General features: G+C 70.5%; 20 protein-coding genes. 5 read left to right on the plus strand and 15 right to left on the minus strand.

Annotated elements, in window-relative coordinates:
* Positions 1 to 9: 9 nt before the first annotated feature.
* From LXT23_RS22345 to LXT23_RS22360, 4 genes are all read right to left on the minus strand, one after another.
* Entirely contained in the window at positions 10 to 1008 is a 999-nt protein-coding gene (locus LXT23_RS22345; RefSeq protein ID WP_253982249.1) for a hypothetical protein, read from the minus strand.
* A gap of 402 nt (positions 1009 to 1410) precedes the next feature.
* On the minus strand, positions 1411 to 2115 hold the full coding sequence (locus tag LXT23_RS22350) for a DUF899 domain-containing protein (RefSeq protein ID WP_253982250.1): 705 nt from the start codon (positions 2113 to 2115) through the stop codon (positions 1411 to 1413).
* A complete protein-coding gene (locus LXT23_RS22355; protein WP_253982251.1) occupies positions 2112 to 2798 on the minus strand; it encodes an NHL repeat-containing protein in 687 nt (228 codons plus the stop codon). The genes LXT23_RS22350 and LXT23_RS22355 overlap by 4 nt, the downstream gene beginning before the upstream one ends.
* A 45-nt stretch (positions 2799 to 2843) precedes the next feature.
* On the minus strand, positions 2844 to 4067 hold the full coding sequence (locus LXT23_RS22360) for a helix-turn-helix domain-containing protein (RefSeq protein ID WP_253982252.1): 1224 nt from the start codon (positions 4065 to 4067) through the stop codon (positions 2844 to 2846).
* Between the two features lie 81 nt (positions 4068 to 4148).
* Between LXT23_RS22360 and LXT23_RS22365 the strand changes: the two genes are divergently transcribed.
* Positions 4149 to 4436 carry a hypothetical protein gene (locus LXT23_RS22365; RefSeq protein WP_253982253.1) on the plus strand — a complete coding sequence of 96 codons (288 nt, stop codon included), beginning with the start codon at positions 4149 to 4151 and terminating at the stop codon, positions 4434 to 4436.
* On the opposite strand, the gene LXT23_RS22370 is transcribed toward LXT23_RS22365, so the two are convergent.
* The 4 genes from LXT23_RS22370 to LXT23_RS22385 all read right to left on the minus strand — a co-directional run bounded on the left by LXT23_RS22370 (position 4391) and on the right by LXT23_RS22385 (position 8329).
* A complete protein-coding gene (locus LXT23_RS22370; protein ID WP_253982254.1) occupies positions 4391 to 5338 on the minus strand; it encodes a hypothetical protein in 948 nt (315 codons plus the stop codon). The genes LXT23_RS22365 and LXT23_RS22370 overlap by 46 nt on opposite strands.
* Before the next feature lie 163 nt (positions 5339 to 5501).
* Positions 5502 to 5945, minus strand: coding sequence for a VOC family protein (locus LXT23_RS22375; RefSeq protein ID WP_253982255.1), 444 nt, complete (start codon positions 5943 to 5945; stop codon positions 5502 to 5504).
* 20 nt (positions 5946 to 5965) lie between these two features.
* Positions 5966 to 6832: an AraC family transcriptional regulator gene (locus LXT23_RS22380; protein ID WP_253982256.1), complete on the minus strand. Its 867-nt coding sequence runs from the start codon at positions 6830 to 6832 to the stop codon at positions 5966 to 5968.
* Between the two features lie 60 nt (positions 6833 to 6892).
* Entirely contained in the window at positions 6893 to 8329 is a 1437-nt protein-coding gene (locus LXT23_RS22385) for an aminotransferase-like domain-containing protein (RefSeq protein ID WP_253982257.1), read from the minus strand.
* 193 nt (positions 8330 to 8522) lie between these two features.
* Between LXT23_RS22385 and LXT23_RS22390 the strand changes: the two genes are divergently transcribed.
* Positions 8523 to 8870, plus strand: a complete 348-nt coding sequence (locus tag LXT23_RS22390) for a DUF2917 domain-containing protein (RefSeq protein ID WP_253982258.1) — start codon at positions 8523 to 8525, stop codon at positions 8868 to 8870.
* A 92-nt stretch (positions 8871 to 8962) separates the two neighbouring features.
* Positions 8963 to 9988, plus strand: coding sequence for a DMT family transporter (locus LXT23_RS50145; RefSeq protein ID WP_267146705.1), 1026 nt, complete (start codon positions 8963 to 8965; stop codon positions 9986 to 9988).
* On the opposite strand, the gene map is transcribed toward LXT23_RS50145, so the two are convergent.
* The 4 genes from map to LXT23_RS22420 all read right to left on the minus strand — a co-directional run bounded on the left by map (position 9975) and on the right by LXT23_RS22420 (position 13098).
* Positions 9975 to 10970, minus strand: coding sequence for a type I methionyl aminopeptidase (gene map / locus LXT23_RS22405; RefSeq protein ID WP_253982259.1), 996 nt, complete (start codon positions 10968 to 10970; stop codon positions 9975 to 9977). The genes LXT23_RS50145 and map overlap by 14 nt on opposite strands.
* The gene (locus LXT23_RS22410; protein WP_253982260.1) at positions 10967 to 11191 is read right to left on the minus strand and encodes a hypothetical protein; all 225 of its coding nucleotides are present in this window, start codon (positions 11189 to 11191) and stop codon (positions 10967 to 10969) included. The genes map and LXT23_RS22410 overlap by 4 nt, the downstream gene beginning before the upstream one ends.
* Before the next feature lie 138 nt (positions 11192 to 11329).
* Complete coding sequence (locus tag LXT23_RS22415) at positions 11330 to 12214, minus strand: hypothetical protein (protein WP_253982261.1); 885 nt, start codon at positions 12212 to 12214, stop codon at positions 11330 to 11332.
* A gap of 146 nt (positions 12215 to 12360) precedes the next feature.
* A complete protein-coding gene (locus tag LXT23_RS22420) occupies positions 12361 to 13098 on the minus strand; it encodes an immunity 52 family protein (protein WP_253982262.1) in 738 nt (245 codons plus the stop codon).
* Between the two features lie 134 nt (positions 13099 to 13232).
* Here LXT23_RS22420 and LXT23_RS22425 point away from each other — a divergent pair, with 134 nt between their 5' ends.
* Positions 13233 to 15188: a serine/threonine protein kinase gene (locus LXT23_RS22425; protein WP_253982263.1), complete on the plus strand. Its 1956-nt coding sequence runs from the start codon at positions 13233 to 13235 to the stop codon at positions 15186 to 15188.
* Between the two features lie 56 nt (positions 15189 to 15244).
* Complete coding sequence (locus LXT23_RS22430; protein WP_253982264.1) at positions 15245 to 16114, plus strand: DUF2381 family protein; 870 nt, start codon at positions 15245 to 15247, stop codon at positions 16112 to 16114.
* Between the two features lie 36 nt (positions 16115 to 16150).
* Here the strand turns inward: LXT23_RS22430 and LXT23_RS22435 are convergent, their stop codons facing one another.
* From LXT23_RS22435 to LXT23_RS22445, 3 genes are all read right to left on the minus strand, one after another.
* Positions 16151 to 16936 carry a hypothetical protein gene (locus LXT23_RS22435; protein WP_253982265.1) on the minus strand — a complete coding sequence of 262 codons (786 nt, stop codon included), beginning with the start codon at positions 16934 to 16936 and terminating at the stop codon, positions 16151 to 16153.
* Complete coding sequence (locus LXT23_RS22440; RefSeq protein ID WP_253982266.1) at positions 16933 to 18672, minus strand: hypothetical protein; 1740 nt, start codon at positions 18670 to 18672, stop codon at positions 16933 to 16935. The genes LXT23_RS22435 and LXT23_RS22440 overlap by 4 nt, the downstream gene beginning before the upstream one ends.
* 152 nt (positions 18673 to 18824) lie before the next feature.
* On the minus strand, positions 18825 to 19535 hold the full coding sequence (locus LXT23_RS22445; protein WP_253982267.1) for a hypothetical protein: 711 nt from the start codon (positions 19533 to 19535) through the stop codon (positions 18825 to 18827).
* Positions 19536 to 19604: the final 69 nt, after the last annotated feature.

The raw sequence follows: 19604 nt of genomic DNA on the forward strand, positions 1-19604 counted from the left end.
CGCGCTCCTTCAGTAGACGATGAAGTTGAGGGTGAGGTTGGGGCGCACGCGCTGCGTGCCTCCCAGGGGAAGGTGGACTCCGCCGCCCAGGGCCACGCCGAGCTGGCGGCCCTTGTAGGACGGCGTGTAGGTGACGAAGGCGTCGCCGCCGCTGCCCTCGAGGGAGTCGAAGTCGGAGGACATGCCGCCCGCGAGGCCCACGTCGCCCAGCCGCACCACGCTCGCCGAGGCGCCGAAGCGCAGCACGCGCTCCGAGCGGAACGAGGTGCCCACGGTGGCCATCCACCCCGGGCCCCACTTCACCCACCGGCTCGGCGGCCCCTCTTGCGGCGCGTTCGAGTAGGTGAAGTTCGCGTCCACCAGCCGGGCCTCGGCCAGCTCGCGGTACTCGCTTCCCTCTTGAAACACCTCCACCAGCTGGATGCGCTCGGCCATCAGCGAACCGTCGGTCTGCTGCACGACGGTGCCCTTCACGCGGAAGTACTGCTGCATCTCCAGGTCCTCATCGCCCTGCACCCAGATGTCCGGGTCGGTGAGGTGGACGCGGCCCTGCTTGTCCGCGAACGCGTAGGCGATGACGGGCTTCGCGTCGGGCGCCGGGGTGCCGCCGGGCGCCGCTGGAGCCGGGCCCACCACGTGCGCCTCCTCCATCCCATCCTCGGCGCGCTGCTTCAGCGAGAAGAGGGAGTTGGAGATGCTCTTCAGCGCGAGGTCATGCTCGCGGCGGAACTTCTCGAAGTCCGCGTCCCGCGACGTGAGCAGCGCGGCGTACTTCTTGTCGAGGTCATCCTGCGTGACGAGCTGAGAGCGCGCGGTGCCCAGCTGCGTGTTCAGCGCCTCGATTTCCTTCTCGCGCGCGGTGAGGTGCCCCTGGAGCTGGCGCTGGTACTCCGCCTCCCGGCGCTCCCAGTCCGCATTGCTATAGCGGTGGAAGAGGTACGCGCCGCCCGCGGCCGAGCCGAGGACGAGCAGCAGCACGCCGGATACTCCCGTCAGCTTCAGCGACATGGACACTCCCCCCTGTCGGCCTCACCCACGGAGGGGAAGCCGAACACGTTGTCCGAGTGACAGCGTGACACACGTCCCCGACAGCGCCCTCCAGGCAGGCCCACCTGGCGGATGGCTGCTTCCAACCGTGGCGAGCCACAGTCGCGGGGAACGGGTATCGGACTGTGTGCGGCTGTGACGCGGGCGGGCATCGAGACTCCGGCGCGGCGTCACTGCGGGAGGCATGCCAGCCCGCGCGTCGCTCTCCGCCAGAGGGCCCGCCTGGCCTCACCCGCGCGTCTCGCGTCCCAAGGGAACGCAGCCCGGGCTCAGCGGGACGCGAGGCCTGCGTCCAGCCCTCGCGAGGAGGGCGTGGGCCGGGCTGAAGCGGGACGGCATCAGCCCGGCCGGGCAGGCGGCTGCTCAGGCGTACTCGTCCCGGCGCCGGAGCCATGCCATGGGGTGCGCGAGCCCCTGCTCGTCACGCCCCTTCGGGACGAGGTCCAGGTACTGGTAGGCCGCGTTCAGGCTGTCGATGCCCCGCGCGTAGCTGGAGTACGCGTGGAACACCTGACCGTCGGCGTCCTTGTAGAACGTGCTGACTCCCGGCATGTCCGTATTGTTTTCCTCGAACGGCCCGTAGTTGTAGCTGGCCCGATGCCGGGCAAGCTCCTCGGGCTTGAACGAGACGCCGTAGTCGAAGTTGAAGTCGCTCCCTCCGGAGGACACCCACTTGAAGCTCCAGCCCATGCGGCGCTGGTAGGCCTGGAGCTTCGGGAGCGGCGCGCGCGAAATCGCGAGCATCGTCACGTCGCGGTGCGCCAGGTGCGGAACGAAGCCGTTGAAGTTGTCCGCCCAGAACGAGCAGCTCTTGCACCCGGCCTCCCACTCCGGAGCGAACATGAAGTGGTAGACGAGGAGCTGGCTGCGCCCCGCGAAGAGCTGGGACAGCGTCTCCTCACCGTCGGGCCCCTGGAAGACGTACTTCTTGTCCACCCGCACCCAGGGCAGCTCACGCCGCTGCTGGCTGAGCTGGTCCTTCAGGTGCGTGAGCTCCCTTTCCCGGGCCAGCAGGCGCTTGCGCGCCTCCAGCCACTCTTCCCTCGATACGACTTTGTGGTTGTTCATGGTCCCTCTCCCTTCGGTCGCCGCACGGCGCGCACCCGTCCCGCGGGCCCGCCACCGCAAAAGAAAAGCTCTCCACCGTCCGACTCGAGCCCGCTCACCCCGGTGCCCTGAGGCATCTCGAGCCGCTCGAGCACCGCGCCCGAGCCCGGGTCGATGCGGCGGAGGTCGCTCGCGCCGTCTTCCCAGGTGCCGTGCCAGAGCTCGCCGTCGACCCACGTCACGCCCGTCACGAAGCGGTTGGATTCGATGGTGCGCAGGATGGCGCCAGTCTCCGGGTCGATTTGATGAATCTTCCGGTCGCGGTACTGGCCCACCCAGAGCGAGCCCTCGGCCCAGGCGAGTCCGGTGTCACGGCCCTGGCCGGGTGCGGGAATCGAAGCGACGACCTTCCCCGTCTCCAGGTCGATCTTGTCGATGCGCGCCTCCGCGATCTGGAACAGGTGCTTGCCGTCGAAGGCGGTCCCTGCATCCCCCGCGACGTCCAGCGTCCGCACCGTCTCGCCGCTCTCGGGGTCGAAGGCGATGAGCTTCGCGCCGGTGGCGGCCCAGACGCGGTGGCCATCGTGCGTGACACCGTGCACCTTCTCGACGCCCGCGAACGGGCCATACTCCCTGACGACCTCCGCGGCCCGCACGCGTGGCGGACCTTTCGGCTTCGCTGTCTTGGTCTGGGGTTGGGTCATGCCGTGGCTCCTTCACCGGGGATTCGTCGCTCCATCCACGTCCAATCAGTACCCACCGGGCGCGGACGCGGGGAGTAACAAGGTCGTCGTGAATCCCGCGAGCGGAGGCGAAAGCCAGCGCCGTGCCCGGGCCTGCCCCAGCGAGCGCACCCGCCCCGACGCTTCGAGCTCAGCGAGCGCCCGCTGGACGGTACGCTGGCTGTCACCCAGTGCGAGTGCGAGCGCCGACGTCGACCAGGCCTCGCCGTCGGAGAGCAGCGCCAGCAGCGCCGCCGAGTCTCCGTCGATGGGAGGCAGGAGCACGGTGACGGGCGCCGGGGGATTCGGCGTGAGCGCGAAGCCCGTCTTGGTCGCTTCGACCCGGGCCAGGGGCGCGAGCACCGCGCGCAGGCGGCCAATCTCCACCCGCAGGCGGGCCCGATGGGACTCGTTCACCCGGCGCACGCCGAAGGCGCGGGCAATCAGGAGCTCGCGGTCCACGCCGTCCGGCCCGCCTTCGCCCAGCGCCCGTGCCAGCGCGAAGAGCACCGGCCTCCTGGCCAGGGACACGACCTGCGCTCCGCTTCGCAGCTCGCGGCGGCAGGCGTCGATGACGAGCTCGCCCGACGCAAGCACGGCCTCCACCTCTTCGAGCAGCAGCTGCTGCTCGGCGCCCGCGCGAAGCCGCCTGGCGGCGGGCCGCTCCAGCACGGTGCGGGCCTGCTCCACCTCGGCCATCAGCGCGGGGACGCGCGCCCGTCGCGCGGCCTCGTGAGCCCGCTCCAGGGCTGCGCGTGCGGGGCGCGTCCGAATCGACCGCAGGGCGACCTCCGCATTGGCGAGCTCGGCAATGGTCACCAGCGGCGGTGGCACGCCGCGCGTGTCGAGGCGCGCGAGCGCATCAGCGGCCTCGCCGATGCGGCCGAGCAGCAGCAGGCGACGGATGGCGACCAACCGGGCGTGCAGTGCGTTGACCCCGTCTCCCCGGGCCTCGAGCGTCAGGAGCGCCGAGTCCAGTGCGCGCGGTGACCAGGTCAGGTCGCGCGTCGCGAGCGCCACCTCCGCCTCGGCCACCTTGCAGCGAGCGCGTGCGAGCTCTTCACTCGCGCCGAAGGCACGCGCGGCCCGCCGCAGGAGCTCGCGAGCCTTCCCATGCTCGCCCAGCTGGGCCATGGCGATGCCACGCAACGCGAGCGCCGGGGCATCGTCGCGAAGGGCGACGTGCCTCAAGGCACCGAGCACGTCTCCCACGGAGAGCGCCCGCGCGGCCGCGGATATCAGGGAGTCCATGCCGGGAGGCTAGCTCCGCCTCACGGATTCGCGCCGCGCTTGTTACTCCCCGCGCGGAGTGGCGGTGGCTATGAGACGCTCATGCACACTCCGCTCCTCTCACGCCGCGCCTCGCGCATCATCACGGGCATCGTGCTCCTGCCCGTGCTCGCGCTCCTGCCCAAGTGCCCGCTCTGCATCGCGGTCTGGCTGTCCGCCGCGGGCTTCGGGGCGGGCGCTGCCCATGCGCTGGCGTCCGGCGCCGTGGAGCTGGCGAAGGTGCTCGTGGCCCTCGCGCTCTGCATCCTCGGCGCCTGGCTCGGCAGGCGGGTGTGGCGGGCCGCCTACGCCGCGGGCTTCTCTTTGTGGGAGCGCCAGATGAAGGAGTAGACGTCCATCAAGTCGCGCGGCACGTGCCCCGCGGCCACCAGTCGCTCCGACGTCTTGCGCGCCACGTCCAGGAAGCCCTCGTAGACGGCGCTGGTGACGCGCCCGTGCTTGTCCGCCGTGAGGTTCAGGATGAGCGCCTGCTGCTCGAAGACGGTGGGCTTCACGAACGTGTGCTGCGTGGGGGCGTACAGCGCCTGCAGCAGCGTGGCCAGGGGCCAGGAGACCTTGCGGGCATTGCCCGCCGCGTCCGAGATGCGGACCGAGTCCGCGAACTTCTCGAAGCGCGGCCCATGCGGGCCCTCACCGTGCAGCAGCTCGCCCAGCGCCGTGACGAACCCGGCCCGGTCCTCCTCCTTCATGGTGGCGAAGGGAACGGGGCCCTCGATGGGGAAGACGAGGTTGGTGAACGCCAGCAGCTTCTTGGCGACCGCGTACGTCTCCTCCGGCGTGGCGCTGGCCAGCCGCTCGGGCGACAGCTGCTCCTGGGCGAGCTTGATGGCGGCGGTCTTGTACCCCTTCTTGCCCTTGACCTCGGGAGCGCCGCGCTCCTCGGCGACGAACTTCTCCCCCGCGAAGCCGCCAGGGAAGAAGGTCTCGAACCAGCGGACCTGGGCATCGAAGGAGGGGTACACGGCGGCGAGCGGACGCGCGGCCTTGGCGGACTTCCGGGCCGCGCCTCCCTGCGGGTGCTTGCCGCGCAGCCGGGCATTCACCGCCCGGGCCTCGTCGTCACTGAGCTGGACGGCCTGGAGCCCCTTCACCTGGGATTTGACGAAGACGCGCCGGCCCCCGTGCTCGAAGAAGAGGACGAGCTTGCCGTCCTTCTCGTCCAGGAGGGTGGCACGGCCCCAGGTGGGCTGCCCCTCCAGGGTGAAGAGGGACGGAGTGGCAGTGGCTGTCATGGGGTCGCCTTGGGGTGGAGCCGTCCGCGCTCGCGACAGGGTCGTCGCGGTGACGCTCTTCGGCGGAGCCCTCCAGCGGCGGGGGGCTCCCCAGGGTACACCGGCGGCGGGAAACATGTTGGCCCATGCTGCCAGCCCCTGACTCCCTGCTTACCGGGCGGAATCAGCGCGTAGCGAACAGTTGGTTGTACCGGCGCTGCATCTCCTCGGGTGTGACGTCCTCGATGGAGTGGCCGATGCTCCACTCGTGTCCGAACGGGTCCCGCACGGTCCCCGAGCGCTCCCCGTAGAAGGCGTCCGTTGGTGGACGGACGATGGTGGCCCCCGCGGCGGCGGCGCGCTGGATGGCCGCGTCGGCGTCGTCGACATGGAGGTGGATGGTCACCGACGTGCCGCCAATCGACTGCGGCCCGAGGATGCCCAGCTCCGGGAACTCCTCCGACAGCATCACCGTCGTCCCGCCGAGCTCCAGCTCGACGTGGCCGATGCGCCCGCCCGGCTCGGTGAGCCGGAGCTTCTCGGTCGCGCCGAAGGACTGCTTGTAGAACGCAATCGCCCGGTCCGCCCCCTTCACGCGCAGGTATGCGAACACCTCGTGGATATTCATGGTGGACTCCCTTCCGGTGGTCATTCGCGGGGGAATGTGCCCGCGCGCGGCGACAGCGTCTTGAACGAATTTGACCTGATGGGGACGTGGTGGGCCTTCAGCGGAGCGGCCGCCTGGTACTCGCCGGGGGACAGGCCGGTGAACGCGCGGAAGTCGCGGTGGAAGTGCGCCTGGTCGCTGTAGCCGGCGTCCGCCGCGACGTCGCCCGGACGGGGAGCCCCCCTGGCCGCCAGCCGCTCGAGCGCTGCCCCGAAGCGGACTACGCGCGCATACTGCTTCGGTGCCATTCCGACCGCCTCGCGGAACAGGGCAATGAAGTGCCGGTGGCTGTAGCCCGTCTGGTCGACCACGCGTCCGACCTCCACGCCGGAGGCGAGGCGCCCCAGCGAGAATGACAGCACGGGAGCAATCCGTGCCTCGCCCCGCAACCGGGAGAGCAGCAGGGACTCGAAGGTCGAAAGGCGCGCCTCGGGTGTCTGCGCCTCATGCAGCCGCTCGGTGAGCTCGGAGGCAAAGCCTCCCCAGAGCGCGTCGAGCGGCGTGTGGCGCTCGGCGAGCGCCTCGGCCGGAACGCCGAGCAGCAGGGGCGCGGCCCCCGGGTACAGCAAGGCGCCCACGGACTCCGCCGGGCTCGAGACGTCCCGGACGTAGAAGCCCGTGCGCGGTCCGCCGACGACGGCATGCCCGAGCACCCTTCCGTCCTCGGACGACGGAGTGTCGTACAACCTGAGCGGGGAGCCCGAGAGCCGGATGACGAGGTGCACCGCGCCCGTGGGGAGGACGCGCTCGCGCAGCCCGGAGGTCCCGGGCACGGAGGGGCCCGCGCACGTCGCCCAGAGCGTCTTCACGAAGGGCTGGAGCGCGGCACGGGGAAGACGGCTGTACATGGGCGGCCATCCTTTCATGGCGGAGGCCCCGGGGCAGGTCCGCCCAGGCGCGCGCGGACCTCACGCCAGGCTGCGCGCGAGGCTCCCCAGGGTGCCCATGGCACCCTCGATGCGGGGCGTCCACGGATGGCCGCAGTTGAGCCGGATGAAGTGCCGGTACGAGTCCGGCCGGGCGGAGAAGATGGGCCCGGGGGCGATGCTGATGCCCGCCTCCAGCGCCTTCGCGTGCAGCGCCAGCGCATCCACCTGGGAAGGCAGCTCCACCCACAGCAGCGAGCTGCCAGCGGGGCGGGCCGCGCGCGTGTTCGCCGGGAAGTACTCCGCCACTGCCTCGACCATGCGCTCCACCTGGGCGGCGAGCTTGCGGCGCAGGATGCGCAGGTGCCTGTCATAGCCGCCCTCCTGGAGGAAGCGCGCAATCGCCAGCTGCGGCAGCGTGGCGGTGGCCACGGTATGGGAGAACTTGAGCAGCTCCACGCGCTCGCGGAAGCGGCCCGGGGCGACGTAGCCCACGCGGAAGCCGGGGGCGAGCGTCTTGGAGAACGAGCCGCACAGCATCACGGTGCCCGTCGTGTCGAACGACTTGCACGTGCGCGGGCGCTCCGGGGCGAAGTGCAGGTCGCCGTAGATGTCGTCCTCGATGAGGGGGATGTCTCGCTCGGCCAGCATGGCCACCAGCCGCTGGCGGTTCGCCTCCGGCATGCAGCTTCCCACCGGGTTGCTGAAGCTGGGCACCACCAGCACCGCGGCCACGCGCCGCCGCTCCAGCGCGGCCTGCAGGGCGTCCAGCTCCATGCCGTCCCGGGGGCTGCTGGGAATCTCCAGCGCGCGCAGGCCCAGCGACTCGATGGCCTGGAGCGTGCCGTAGTACGCGGGTGACTCGATGGCGATGGTGTCACCGGTGCGCGCCACCGCGAGCAGGCACAGGTGGACGGCCTCGGATGCGCCGCAGGTGGTGATGAAGTCGTCGGGCGACAGCGCGCAGCCCCAGTCCAGCGAGCGGCGGGCGAGCTGCTGGCGCAGCTCCAGGCAGCCGGGAGGGATGTCGTAGAGCGCGCCGGCGTCCCCCGCCTCGCGGGTGAGGGCATTCAGCTCGCGGTACAGCCGGCGCGTGGGCAGCAGCTCCGGCGCGGGCCAGGCGGCGCCCAGCTGCACCAGCCTGGGGTCCCTCCCCGCGCGGTACACGCGGGAGACGAGCGCGCTGATGGTGACGGGCGTGGCGCTGATGGCGGGGCGGGACACCTGGGGCTCGGCGAGGCGGGGGCGCTCGCGGCGGCGCACATAGTGGCCGGACTGCGGGCGCGTCTCGATGAGGCCCACGGCTTCCAGGTGCAGGTACGCCTGGAGCACGGTGGAGATGCTCACCCGCTCGCGAAGGCTGAGCTGCCTCACCGACGGCAGCCGGTCTCCCGCCCGCAACGTGCCCGCGGCGATGGCGTCTCCCAGCCGCTCGGCCACCTGCTCGTACAGCTTCGGTCTCTGTGCCAGCGCGCCCATGTGTCCTCCCGGGGTGCGTCACGTCCCAGCCATCATCGGTACCCGGCTCCCGGCCCGCTGCCCAGATACACCTCCCCGCGCCGTGGACCGGTACAGTTCGACAACCCGGGACTGTACCGGTCACAATCCCCAATCGCTGCATCTGTTCCGTTTCTTCCGCCGGGCGCATGTTGGCGGCCAGGAGGATGCGGCGATGGCGGTGACACTCACCTTCCCTTTTCATCACTGGCTGCGGGCCCTGGCGGAGCGCCTGAGGCCTGGCGTGCAACGGAGCTACACCGCGGGGCCGGTGTCGCTGGAGCGGGGTGCCACGTGGAGCGTGCGCACGCAGGCCGACGAGTCCCTGACTCTCACCTGCGGCGAGGGCCTGCTCTGGCTCACGCGCGAGGGCGACTCGCGGGACTACGTGCTGAATCCCGGGCAGACGGTACGGCTGGAGGTTCCCGGCCGCGTGGTGGTGCAGGCGCTGCGCCCCGCGAGCTTCCGCCTCGCGAGCGGGCCGTCCCGGGCGCGCGTCGCGAATGAGCTGCGCGCGTCATGACAGCACGGCCAGGGACGCAAAGGATGTCGTGGGCGGGCGGCGCCGAGGAAGCATCAGGCCCCGCCAGGGTGGAACAGCCGAGGACGCAGGGGATGTCGTGGACGGGCAGAACCGAAGAAGTGGCCACCCGCGCCACGACGGAAACGCCAGGTACGCTCGAACTGTCATGCCCAGGCCGCGCCGAGGAAGCGCCCACCCGCGCCACGACGGAACAGGCGAAGACTCGCGAGGGCCTTCTGCTCGGCGCGCTGGGAGTGCTGGCCTTCAGCCTGACACTGCCGGTGACGAAGGTCGCGGTGCCGGAGCTGGGCAGCGTCGTGACAGGGCTCGGGCGAGCGGTGGTGGCGGCGGTGTTGGCGGGGGCGCTGCTCGCCTTCCGTCGCGAGCGACTCCCGGAGCGGAGGCACTGGCCCCGGCTGGCGGTAGTGGCGGGAGGACTGGTGGTGGGCTACCCCCTGCTCTCCGCGCTGGCGCTGCGAGACATGCCGGCGGCACATAGCGCGGTGCTGGTGGGCCTGCTGCCCGCGGCGACAGCCGTGGCGGCCGTGTTCCGAGCGAGGGAGCGGCCCTCCGGAGCATTCTGGCTGGCCAGCGCCGCGGGCCTCGTGGCCGTGCTGGCCTTCGCGGTGGCGCAGGGCGCGGGGCGCCCCACGGCGGGAGACGGGCTGGTGCTGCTCGCGGTGGTGGTCGGCGCGATGGCCTATGCCGAGGGCGGAAGCCTGTCCCGGGAGCTCGGAGGCTGGCGCGTCTTGAGCTGGGCCCTGGTGCTGTCCGCGCCCGTGCTGCTGCCCGTGGTGGTGCTGAGCGCCGACGCGCGCGTCCTGGACGCCAGCCCCCGCGCGTGGGCCGCCCTCGCCTACCTGTCGGGCGTGAGCATGTTCCTGGGCTGCCTCGCGTGGTACCGGGCGCTGGCCCTGGCGGGTGTAGCGCGGGTGAGCCAGCTCCAACTGCTCCAGCCGCTGCTCTCGCTGGGCTGGTCCGTGCTGCTGCTCGGCGAGCAGGTGGGGCGCGGCACACTGGGTGCCGCGCTGCTCGTGGTGGGCTGCGTCCTGGCGAGCGCGCGCAGCCGCATCCAGCGACTGCCCGCGCCCGAGGCGCCCGCCGTCAGGCCACCGTGAGAATCTCGGCGCCCTTCTCGGTGACGAGGAGGGTGTGCTCGAACTGGGCGCTGCGGCTGCCGTCGGCGGTGACGGCGGTCCACCCGTCATCCCAGGTGCGGCTGCCCCAGCCGCCCAGGTTGATCATCGGCTCCACGGTGAAGATCATCCCGGGCTCCATGATGGTGTTGGAGTCGGGCTCGTAATAGTGGGGAATCTGGAGGGACGTGTGGAACGTCTCGCCGATGCCGTGGCCGCAGTAGGCGCGCACCACGCTCATGCCATTCCTGGTGGCGTGGTCCTCGATGGCGCGGCCGATGTCGCTGATGGGGCGGCCGGGCTTCACGGCGGCGATGCCGACCTCCAGGCACTCGCGCGTCACCTTCACCAACCGCTGGCTCTCCGCGTCCACGTTGCCGACGAAGTAGGTGGCCGAGCAGTCACCATGGACGCCATCCAGGTAGATGGTGATGTCCAGGTTGACGATGTCGCCATCCTCCAGCGCGCGGCTGTCGGGGATGCCGTGACAGACGACCTCGTTGACGGAGGTGCACAGCGACTTGGGGAAGCCGTGGTAGTTGAGGGTGCTCGGGTAGCCGCCACGCTTGATGTACGCCTCGTGGGTGAGGGCATCCAGCTCGTCGGTGGTGATGCCCGGGCGCACGTGGGCGGAGACCTCCTGGAGGACCTCCGCGGCGGCCTTGCAGGCGCGGCGCATGCGGGCGATGACGTCCGGCGAGTTGATTTCGGAGGCCGGAGCCCGGCGCGAGGGCCGGCCTGACGACGCGTAGTCCGGGCGGGGGATGTGGAGGGGCACGTCGCGGCGGGGGCTGATGATGCCCGGGCGGACGCCACGGCGGGCCACCTCGGGGCCCTTCTTGCGGGCCTCGACGGCGTCGGCGCCGCGGTGGCACTTCTTGTACTTGGAGCCGCTGCCACACCAGCACGTGTCATTGGGGCCGGGCAGGACGGCGGGGGCCGTGCGAGGGACTGCGGTGGTCATGATTCACCTCCAACACTACTGAGCTGCTCGGATTGACGGGCGCGCAACCAGCGCACCACCTGGGGACGGAGCCACAGCCGGGGGCGTCCGGTCCCCAGGTCCAGCACGGGCCGCGGCATGTCCGGGTACCGGCGCAGGTAGGTGCTGACGCTGTTGGCATGGCTCAGGCGCAGCAGCCCGGCCACGCCCTGGGCGTCAATGAGGTCTTCTGTCTTCACCATGGGACACATGAGGGCCTGTCTATACCCATAGACACGCACCCGTGCACGCGTTCTTTCCGGAGGCGGGCCGGGCGGGCGTCGCCTGGGGACACCGGAGGGGCCCCGGCTGTCCGCCTGGTGGGGGGCCTTCCTGGCCGGCTATTCGAGCGCGAGGAGCAGGGCATCCCGCTCCGCAGCGAGCTTCTTGGAGCTGATGCCCTTGCGGATGAGGCGTCGCGCCTCGGCGCGGGCTCCCGCCTCCGTCAGCCGGGGGAGCCAGCGGGCGCGCAGCTCCTCGACCTGCTGCCGCTGTGTCAGCCCGGGAGTCTTGAGCCAGCGCTCCAGCTCGATGACGACGTCCGGCCGGGGAGGCGCGGGCGGCTCGGCGGGCCGGAGCGCCTCGGGCTTCGGGGTGTACCGCCGCGCCGCCCAGGCCTCGGGCAGGGGGCCCCACTGCTCCGCCAGGGTGCGCAGGCCGCGCTGGGCCTCGTCGAGGTAGGCATCCTGCGTCGGGTCGGAGAGCACGCCCCAGTCCACGAGCCGTTGCCGCAGCGCCTTGCGCCCATTCACTTCGTCATGGACCTCTTCGGCGAGCGAGGCCGTCCCCCAGACGTCGAAGTGGTGGTTGTGGGAGAAGACGGCGCTCTCCACGTGGGCGTCGCCGAAGACGTAGGTGCCGTGCGGCTCGTCCTCGCCGAGCAGGCGCCGGACGCGAAGCTCCCCGAGCACGATGAGGTAGCCGTGGGTGTAGAGCGTCTGCGCGATGAGGTTGCCGCGCACGAAGACGAGCCCGCCGGGGTTCTCCAGCCAGCCATCGACGAGCAGGTCGCCATCGATGAAGGTCGAGCCCCGGCTGTTCTCCAGGCTGAGCGACGGGACCCGCCCGCCCTGGAACAGGCCGGCGCCGCTGTTGGAGAAGCCGTAGGAGAGCACGGCGGCATCGACATCCATGCCGATACGGGCGCCGGTGCCTTTGAAGGCCTCGTACGGGCGAAGGTATGCGGCGGCCTCGTCCGGAAGCAGCCAGCGTTGCAGGGCGAGCATGGGTCGAATCATCCGCAATGGCCCGTGTCCGCGTCCACAGGATGAGCGGGCTCGCGCTGCCCAGTACCGTTGACGGGAACGCGCACCAGGAGGGCGCGCCCCACACGCCCCCCCCGGCGCAGACCGCCGAGGTCTCCGGACTCCAGTTACCCTCTCGCGTACACCAGGGGCTTCCACGGCCTGAGCGCATTGAGCAGCTTCGCGGTCCGCAGCGCCTCGCGGACGTGCTCCGCCAGCTCCACGTGCTCGGGGTTGGTGGCCGTGAAGCGGTCCGGCGTCAGCACCACCAGCGTCCCCAGTCCCTCCACCGGCTCCACCCGCACCGGCTCCGGCAGCGGCGGCACCTCGCCCCGGCGGCGGGAGAAGTACATCATCCACCCGACGAAGGTGCCCGCCCGCGCCCGGCCGGACACCATGTCCCGGTGGTTGTCCGACGTGGCCACCGCCCACTCCGGCTCCCACGCCAGCACCATGCTGCGCAGCACCTCCTTCATCACCTTGGCGCTCACCACCCGCTCCGCCACCGGCCCGTGCGACGGCGGCTTCAGCAGGCACACCGCCGACGTCTGTTGCGACGCCGAGCCACACCGCAGGCTCACCCCCGTCACCTCGTCCCGGCGCTCACCCGCCCACGCCCACAGGCTCACCCCGTCCCCGGACTCCTGGTTCTCCTTCCGCCCGAACATCCGCGCGAGGTTCGCCGCGTCCGGCTGAAAGGGCAGCAGCCGCGACGTCTCGAAGGACTCGGCGGCCTCACACCAGTGCGCCCACGCAGGGTCGCACCGCCCCACGGAGCGGAAGAAGGTCTCCGCCCGCCGCGCACACGCCTCGGCGGATTCCCTCCTCCCCAGCCAGTAAGCACCCGCGTACCAGGTCTCGTTCATCCGACAATCTCCCTTGGACGCCTCCCCGGGCGACTCCACCGGGGACGTCCTCCATCTTCGACAGAACACACCAGGTCCCCACAATCCCGCTCAACCTGCTAGGTTGAGGGAAAGTCAGGAGACCTCCCACGGCCATGAGCTCGGACATTCCCCAGGTGAACCCGGACACGCTGCCCCCCGGCACGGTGGTGGGCGGCTGCTGGCGCCTCCTCGAGCGGCTGGGGGTGGGCGGCTACGGCGCCGTCTACAAGGTGGAGGCCACGGACCACCCGGGCCGCTACTTCGCGCTCAAGCTGTCCCGGCAGCTCTACGAGCCGCGCGCCCGGCGCGAGCTCACGCTGCTCATGGACAAGGCAGTCCACGCGCACGTGGTGGCCGTCCACGCCTGCGGGCGCTGGCCGGACATCGTCACCGGCCACTTCTTCTTCGTCATGGACTGGGTGCCCGGACCCGCGCTCCACCTCTGGGCAGACCTCCACAACCCCTCCTTCCAGCAGCTGGCGGACGCCGCGCGCCGCGTGTCCCTCATCCTGGATGCCATCCACGCCGGGGGCGTGCTGCACCGCGACCTCAAGCCCGAGCACATCCTCATGCGCGGCCCCCACGGCGACCCGGTGCTCATCGACTTCGGCTCGGGCGACTACCTGGGTGCGCCCACCCTCACGCTGGGGCCCCTGCCTCCGGGCACCCTCCACATGCGCAGCCCCGAGGCCGTCCGGTTCCACCAGCGCCACTGGCGCCGCCTCGACGCCCGCTACGCCTTCGAGCCCACCGACGACCTCTACTCCCTGGGCGTGTGCCTGTACCGCGCGGCCACCGGCCACTACCCGTTCGCTCCGGAGTGGCCTCCGGACGTGCTGTGCGCGGCCATCGTCTCGCAGCAGCCTCCGGCGCCGTCGGAGGTGAATCCCCGCGTCCCGCCCTCGCTCAGCGCCCTCATCCTGCGCCTGCTGGAGAAGGACCCCGCCCAGCGCTTCGAGACCGGCGCGGAGCTCCACGAGGCGCTGACCGTGGCCCGCGAGGAGCGCCTGCGCGAGCCGTGGGAGACGCCCCTGTTCGAGTGGCACGAGGCCCCGGTCTCCACCGGGGAAGGCGCCCCGGTGCCCGCCCGCCGCGTGCGCCGTCCGGAGTGGCCGTCCCACAAGCACCGGCCGCCATCCGTGGTGCGAGCCCGGCTGCTGCGGTTGTGGGCGGAGGTGCTGGGGTGGTTGCGCCCGCCTCCGAAACCCACTCCCTACACGAAGCCCAGGGAGGCCCTGCTGGAGGGGCGAGCGCGCCGGGTATACCCGGGCCGGCGGCGGGCGCTCGTGGCGGCGGGAGGGCTCGCCATGGTGGCGGTCCTGGTGGCGCTGGGGGCTCGGGCAGCGGGAGCATGGGGCAACACTACCGCCCAGGTGAGGTCCGAGGCAACCGCCGCAGTCGGTCAGAAAGTGGCCAGCCCGGCGGAGGCCCTCCACACTGTCCCGGTCGCGGTCCCGCCCCCGGCGGAGCCTACCCCCGCGGCCGTCGCCCCCCGGGCGGCGTCATCCCAGGAAGCCGCTCCCGTGAATGTGAAGAAGACCGACACCGCCTCCAAGTCCCAGGTGGCGGAGAAGAAGGCACCCACGCTCGGCGCCCGTGCCGGCACCGCGGCCCGGACGCTGGCCATGTGCGGCGCTCTCGGCTGTGCGAGCACGCCGCCGCTGATGGAGCAGCCGCTGCCGCCACCCGAGGACTGCCCGCCTGCGTCGATGGCGGCGATGAAGCGATTGAGGATTCCCATCGGGGCGGCCCTCATGAGCGAGTTCGTCAGGACTGGGGACGGCGAGCCCATCACCGTCCGCGAGGGGCGGGCCATCGCCTATACCCTCAGGACCGTGGGAGACCTGTCGAGCGGCGCGGAGGTGGATGGGTATCTCTACGTGACGCCCCAGCGCGTCTATGGCCGCTTCACCCAGGTCCGCTACAAGAATGAGCGGTATCCGGGCTGCTTCGAGCTCTGGGAGTTGAACTCGAGGCAGCGCGGCTTCCCGAGGGAGCCCGGAGGCGACGCGCAGAACGCCATCATCGTCAACAACGTCGATATCCGGGCCGTCCACCGCTTCCAGTGAGCCACGGGGCCTGCGACGTGTCTTCCCGGCTGCCTCCTCTGGTTTCGCTGCTCGCGGTGCTCCTGGGTTCCACTGCGGCCAGGCCCGCCCCGGCTCCCGTCCAGGCACAGCTCCGGCGCATCGAGCTGGCCCCTGAGCCACTGCATGAGCCCCTGGAGATTGCCATCCAGGCGGGGACCGCCACCCTCCTCATCTTCGAGTCACGCCTCGAGCGCGACAAGGTCGAGCTGGAGGGAAGGGAGCACTTCAGTCGGGTGGCCGTGAGCGAGGACACCCTGGCCCTGCTGCCCACGGAGGCGGTGCGCGAGGGAGAACGGCTGCGGCTCACCGTGCGCTTCGCGGAGGGTGCCACTCCTGCCGAGGCGCGCTTCGTCCTCGTGGTGGACCGTAATCGGGCGGATACCCAGGTCGAGGTGCTCCACTCGCGGCGTGTTTCCGAGCCGGCCCTGATGGAACAGGAGCTTCAGCGACTGCGAGAGGAGAACTCGCGGCTCCGGGCGGCGCGGGGACCCGAGGGTCTGGCAGGCGCCATCGCGGCGGCATGGGTGAACGAACAGGGCGTTGCTGCCGCGAGTCTCAGGTTCACGGCTCCGAGCGTGACGGGCACGACTCACGAACTTGATATCACCGCAGTGGGCTTTCGCACCTCTGCTCGGGTCGCGGTGGAACTGGAGCTGGCGTTCTCCGCGAGCGAGCGTCCCTGGTCGATGGAGAGCGCAGCGCTCATCGGGCCGAAGGGGCAGCGGTTGCGCATCGTGCAGACCTGGCAGTCCGGGCCCGGCCAAGAAGGTGCACGCAAGGTGCGCATCGCGGTGGAGGCAGCCGCGGAGACACACGAAGCTCACGGCCCACATGCCCTGGAGCTACGGGAAGCCGGCGGCGACCGCACCCTCACAATCAGCCCGGTGACGTTTCCTTCCCTGTGAACCCGCGCACTGCCGCCCGTCGAGCTCGACCGAAGCCTACGGACTGCCAGTCGAGAGGTCCGGAACACGCGTGGGCTTGCGGTGCTGCTCGTGGTCGTAGAAGCACTCGGGCCCGAGCACCGTGATGAGCCGCTGCTCGGCGGCGTCGCCTTCGGGCGTCATCGCCTGGGTGGGCAGCTCGTAGGGCTGCACCAGGACGATGTCGCTGCCGAGCTCCTGAGACGCACCGGGTGGTAGGGACCGGAGGCGGTCTCCGAACATGCGCACGAACGGCGGACCGAAGAAGTTGCGCCAGTAGAGTCCCGCGAGTCCTTCGCTGGGGTCGCGCACGGTGAAGGTCTCGATGGAGCCGATGCCATCCGGAGAAGGTACCTCCCTGCGGCCTTTGCGCTGAAAATCATCGGCCAGTCCGGTCCGGGCCAGAGATGCGCCTAGAAGCCCCATGAGTTCAACGACCTGCTGAAGATGAGACCGTTGCCAATCAGTTTTATTGGCCTCACTTGCAGCTGTGTACCAGGCGAACTGCCCTACAAAAGGGGGAGCGCCAGGTCTGGTAGGAGACAGACTGATGAAATCCCGGTCCGTCCAGGCAAGAACCATGAGGGAGCGCTTCTCCTCGTAGCTCGCCACGAGTGCGTCGTAGTCGATCCGTCGTGGATCCAGCCGCCCGTCATGGCCGAACCGGTCATAGCGAACGGGATGGAACCAGCGGTAATCCTCAAAGATGCGCCGCAGGAGCGCACGGACCTCCGATGAAGTTGGAGGTACGGGGGGAAGGTTGATGCGGGTGGTGATGGAAGGCGGAACCATGGACTCGCTCATGGGAAATATCGCACGGTGACACCACCAACCTCTTCGAGCGCCGTGAACCTTTCCTGCAAGGGCGTCGTCAATCGCGTTCTTCCCGCTGGATGGCGCGCGGACCGGAACCATACTTCGACATGCCCACCATGAACTTGGACGTAGTCCAGCATGGCCTTGAGGTTGCCGGTGAGCGCCATCTCCCCGCGGGCCTTCACCTCGATGAAGCGGTAGGGCTTGCCCCACACCAACTCCTCCGGGTTGCCCACCACCGAGTCCGAAGCGAAGCCCTGTGCTCGGCTGCCCGGCGGCGGTAGCAGCAGGGCCGTGTTCTTCTCATAGCCCTTCGCCGTGAGCACCTTCTGCTCGAACTCTCCACCTTCCCCCTTGTTCTTCAGCACCGTGCGGTACATCCGCTCCCACGCCGCGTCCGGTGCGTAGCTGAAGCGGGGGTACTTGCCCGGGTGGCGGAACTGGTAGTCCACCCACGCCTGCGCCAGGTGCTCCGCACTCCCCGGCACCAGCCTCATTCCTTCCGCCGTCGCGCGCGAGCCCACCAGCGGCACCCGCGCCCCCGCCTTCACCGCCTGGGCCACCTCCGCCAACGGCCCTCTCAGCCGCTTCGCCAGCTCGCGCAACCACTTCAGCTCCTCCTCGGGCACCTTCTCGCCCCGCCCCGCCGCCTTCAGCAGTTGCTGCATCCGCGCTGTCTCTTCCGGCGCCAGGTGCTGCACCACCCGCTGCGCCACCTGCGCCTCCTGCAGGCCGCGTCCCGTCAGCAGCGCCGCACGCTCCACCTCCACCGCGTTGGCCAGCAGCGCGCCGCTCACCACCGGCAGTACCGCCCCCGCCACGCACAGCAGTCGCTCCTCCCCCGTCAGCTCCCGCCCCAAGAGGCTCAGCCCCACCACCGCCCCGGCGACGTCCACCCCCTCGCCCACTCCAGGCAGCAACCCCACCGCCAGCTCCAGCAGCACCTCGTCCGCGGGCACCTCCTCCACGTACTCCGGTACCCACTCCAGCTGCGGCGGCGAGGCGTTGCCCTGCGCCAGCGCCGTCGCCAGCGCGCTGCGCTTCACCAGCAGGTAGACGGCCACCTCCTGCGGACTCTTCTTCAAGAAGTCCGGGTCCTGCGTGTGCCCGTACGCCCAGGCCAGCACCGCCGAGGTGAGCGCGTCCTGCGCTCCCTCGAAGACGGCGCTCTCCGTCACCAGCCACTGGCGCCCGGCCTTCCGGAAGTGTCGCGCGGCCAGCCACTCGCTTCTCCCCCGCGCCCACCTCCAGTACTCCTCCAGCTTCTCCTCCACCGCCCCGTCCCGCGCCTCGGCCTCACGGTTGCGGAGTACCCGCTCCACCTTGAAGCGCAGGTACACCTCCTCCGGCTCCTCTCCCGACAGCTGCGCCTCCGTCTTCCCGTGCAGCCACCCCAGCACCTCCAGCAGCGCCCGCTCTCCTACGCGCCGCTCCGCCTCGGAGACCTTGGGCCGGCGCAGGGCCCCCTGCCGCTCGCGCACGAAGGCCATGAAGCGCCCCAACTGCGCGCCGCCCACCGTGCCTCCGCCTCCTTCGTCCTCCACCTCCTCGCGTGGGAAGGGCGGCGGCGAGGCGGAGTGGTAGCGCAACGGCACACTGTCCAGCCACGGCCCCAGTCGCTCTCCTCCCCAGCCCTGGCAGCCCGGCGTCAGCAGCAGCGCCACCAGCACCAGTGCCACCACCCGGTCTCTGCCCGTCGCTCGCCGGGGCCGACAGTCCGCCATTCCGAACCTCCCGCGATTCCGGGACGTATGTTAACAGCGGTGTTGGCGCCTGCTGGACTGCCCAAGGCATGCCATCGAGCAGGAACCGACCATGCGCTGCTTCCAGTCATCCTGGACGAGCTGTAACGCACCGGCACGAAGCAGGGCCGGAACTACCGAGTCCCGCGCAACAGGTCCGGAACTCGCGTGGGCTTGCGGTGCTGCTCGTGGTCGTAGAAGCACTCGGGCCCGAGCACGGTGATGAGCCGCTGCTCGGCGGCGTCGCCTTCGGGCGTCATCGCCTGCGTGGGCAGCTCGTAGGGCTGCACCAGGGCGATGTCACTTCCGAGTTCCTGATGTGCACCGGGCGGTAGGGACCGGAGGCGGTCTCCGAACATGCGCACGAACGGCGGGCCGAAGAAGTTTCTCCAGTAGAGTCCCGCGAGTCCTTCGCTCGCGTCTCTCACGGTGTGCACCTGCGCTGAACCGATGCCATTGGAGTTGGGAACGATTCTGCTCTTCTTCCGATGCAAATCGTCGACAAGCCCAGACTCAGCCAGGGGAGAACCGAGCAGTCGCATGACTTCCGCCACCTGATGCAACTGAGCCTCTCGCCACCGTGCCTGCTTTGATTCTGAGACGGAAGTCGTCCAGCTGAAGCTCCCAGTAAACGGGGGCGCATCGTGCCTCGTCGGGAGAATCATCACGTAGTCCCTGTCAGTCCGGGCCGCGACCGTGATGTCCTGGAACTCACCGTAGTAATCCACCAAGGCGTTGTAGTCGGTACTGCTCGGGTCCAGGCGCTCGTTGATGTTTGCCCGGCCGTAACGCACAGGCTGGAACCAGCGGTACTCCCCGAACACTCGTTGGAACAGCGTCCTCACGACCTCGGTCGGAGGAGCGCCTGGCGGTAGATGAACGCGCGTGGAGACGTATCTGAAGGACATGACTGG

It is taken from the genome of Pyxidicoccus xibeiensis (assembly GCF_024198175.1).
GTDB lineage: Bacteria > Myxococcota > Myxococcia > Myxococcales > Myxococcaceae > Myxococcus > Myxococcus xibeiensis.

What these genes read in the sequence shown, in the direction of transcription:
- LXT23_RS22345 (WP_253982249.1), bottom strand. Translation starts at nt 1,008, where the DNA reads ATGTCGCTGAAGCTGACGGGAGTATCCGGCGTGCTGCTGCTCGTCCTC.
- LXT23_RS22350 (WP_253982250.1), bottom strand. Translation starts at nt 2,115, where the DNA reads ATGAACAACCACAAAGTCGTATCGAGGGAAGAGTGGCTGGAGGCGCGC.
- LXT23_RS22355 (WP_253982251.1), bottom strand. Translation starts at nt 2,798, where the DNA reads ATGACCCAACCCCAGACCAAGACAGCGAAGCCGAAAGGTCCGCCACGC.
- LXT23_RS22360 (WP_253982252.1), bottom strand. Translation starts at nt 4,067, where the DNA reads ATGGACTCCCTGATATCCGCGGCCGCGCGGGCGCTCTCCGTGGGAGAC.
- LXT23_RS22365 (WP_253982253.1), top strand. Translation starts at nt 4,149, where the DNA reads ATGCACACTCCGCTCCTCTCACGCCGCGCCTCGCGCATCATCACGGGC.
- LXT23_RS22370 (WP_253982254.1), bottom strand. Translation starts at nt 5,338, where the DNA reads ATGACAGCCACTGCCACTCCGTCCCTCTTCACCCTGGAGGGGCAGCCC.
- LXT23_RS22375 (WP_253982255.1), bottom strand. Translation starts at nt 5,945, where the DNA reads ATGAATATCCACGAGGTGTTCGCATACCTGCGCGTGAAGGGGGCGGAC.
- LXT23_RS22380 (WP_253982256.1), bottom strand. Translation starts at nt 6,832, where the DNA reads ATGTACAGCCGTCTTCCCCGTGCCGCGCTCCAGCCCTTCGTGAAGACG.
- LXT23_RS22385 (WP_253982257.1), bottom strand. Translation starts at nt 8,329, where the DNA reads ATGGGCGCGCTGGCACAGAGACCGAAGCTGTACGAGCAGGTGGCCGAG.
- LXT23_RS22390 (WP_253982258.1), top strand. Translation starts at nt 8,523, where the DNA reads ATGGCGGTGACACTCACCTTCCCTTTTCATCACTGGCTGCGGGCCCTG.
- LXT23_RS50145 (WP_267146705.1), top strand. Translation starts at nt 8,963, where the DNA reads ATGTCGTGGACGGGCAGAACCGAAGAAGTGGCCACCCGCGCCACGACG.
- map (WP_253982259.1), bottom strand. Translation starts at nt 10,970, where the DNA reads ATGACCACCGCAGTCCCTCGCACGGCCCCCGCCGTCCTGCCCGGCCCC.
- LXT23_RS22410 (WP_253982260.1), bottom strand. Translation starts at nt 11,191, where the DNA reads ATGGTGAAGACAGAAGACCTCATTGACGCCCAGGGCGTGGCCGGGCTG.
- LXT23_RS22415 (WP_253982261.1), bottom strand. Translation starts at nt 12,214, where the DNA reads ATGCTCGCCCTGCAACGCTGGCTGCTTCCGGACGAGGCCGCCGCATAC.
- LXT23_RS22420 (WP_253982262.1), bottom strand. Translation starts at nt 13,098, where the DNA reads ATGAACGAGACCTGGTACGCGGGTGCTTACTGGCTGGGGAGGAGGGAA.
- LXT23_RS22425 (WP_253982263.1), top strand. Translation starts at nt 13,233, where the DNA reads ATGAGCTCGGACATTCCCCAGGTGAACCCGGACACGCTGCCCCCCGGC.
- LXT23_RS22435 (WP_253982265.1), bottom strand. Translation starts at nt 16,936, where the DNA reads ATGAGCGAGTCCATGGTTCCGCCTTCCATCACCACCCGCATCAACCTT.
- LXT23_RS22440 (WP_253982266.1), bottom strand. Translation starts at nt 18,672, where the DNA reads ATGGCGGACTGTCGGCCCCGGCGAGCGACGGGCAGAGACCGGGTGGTG.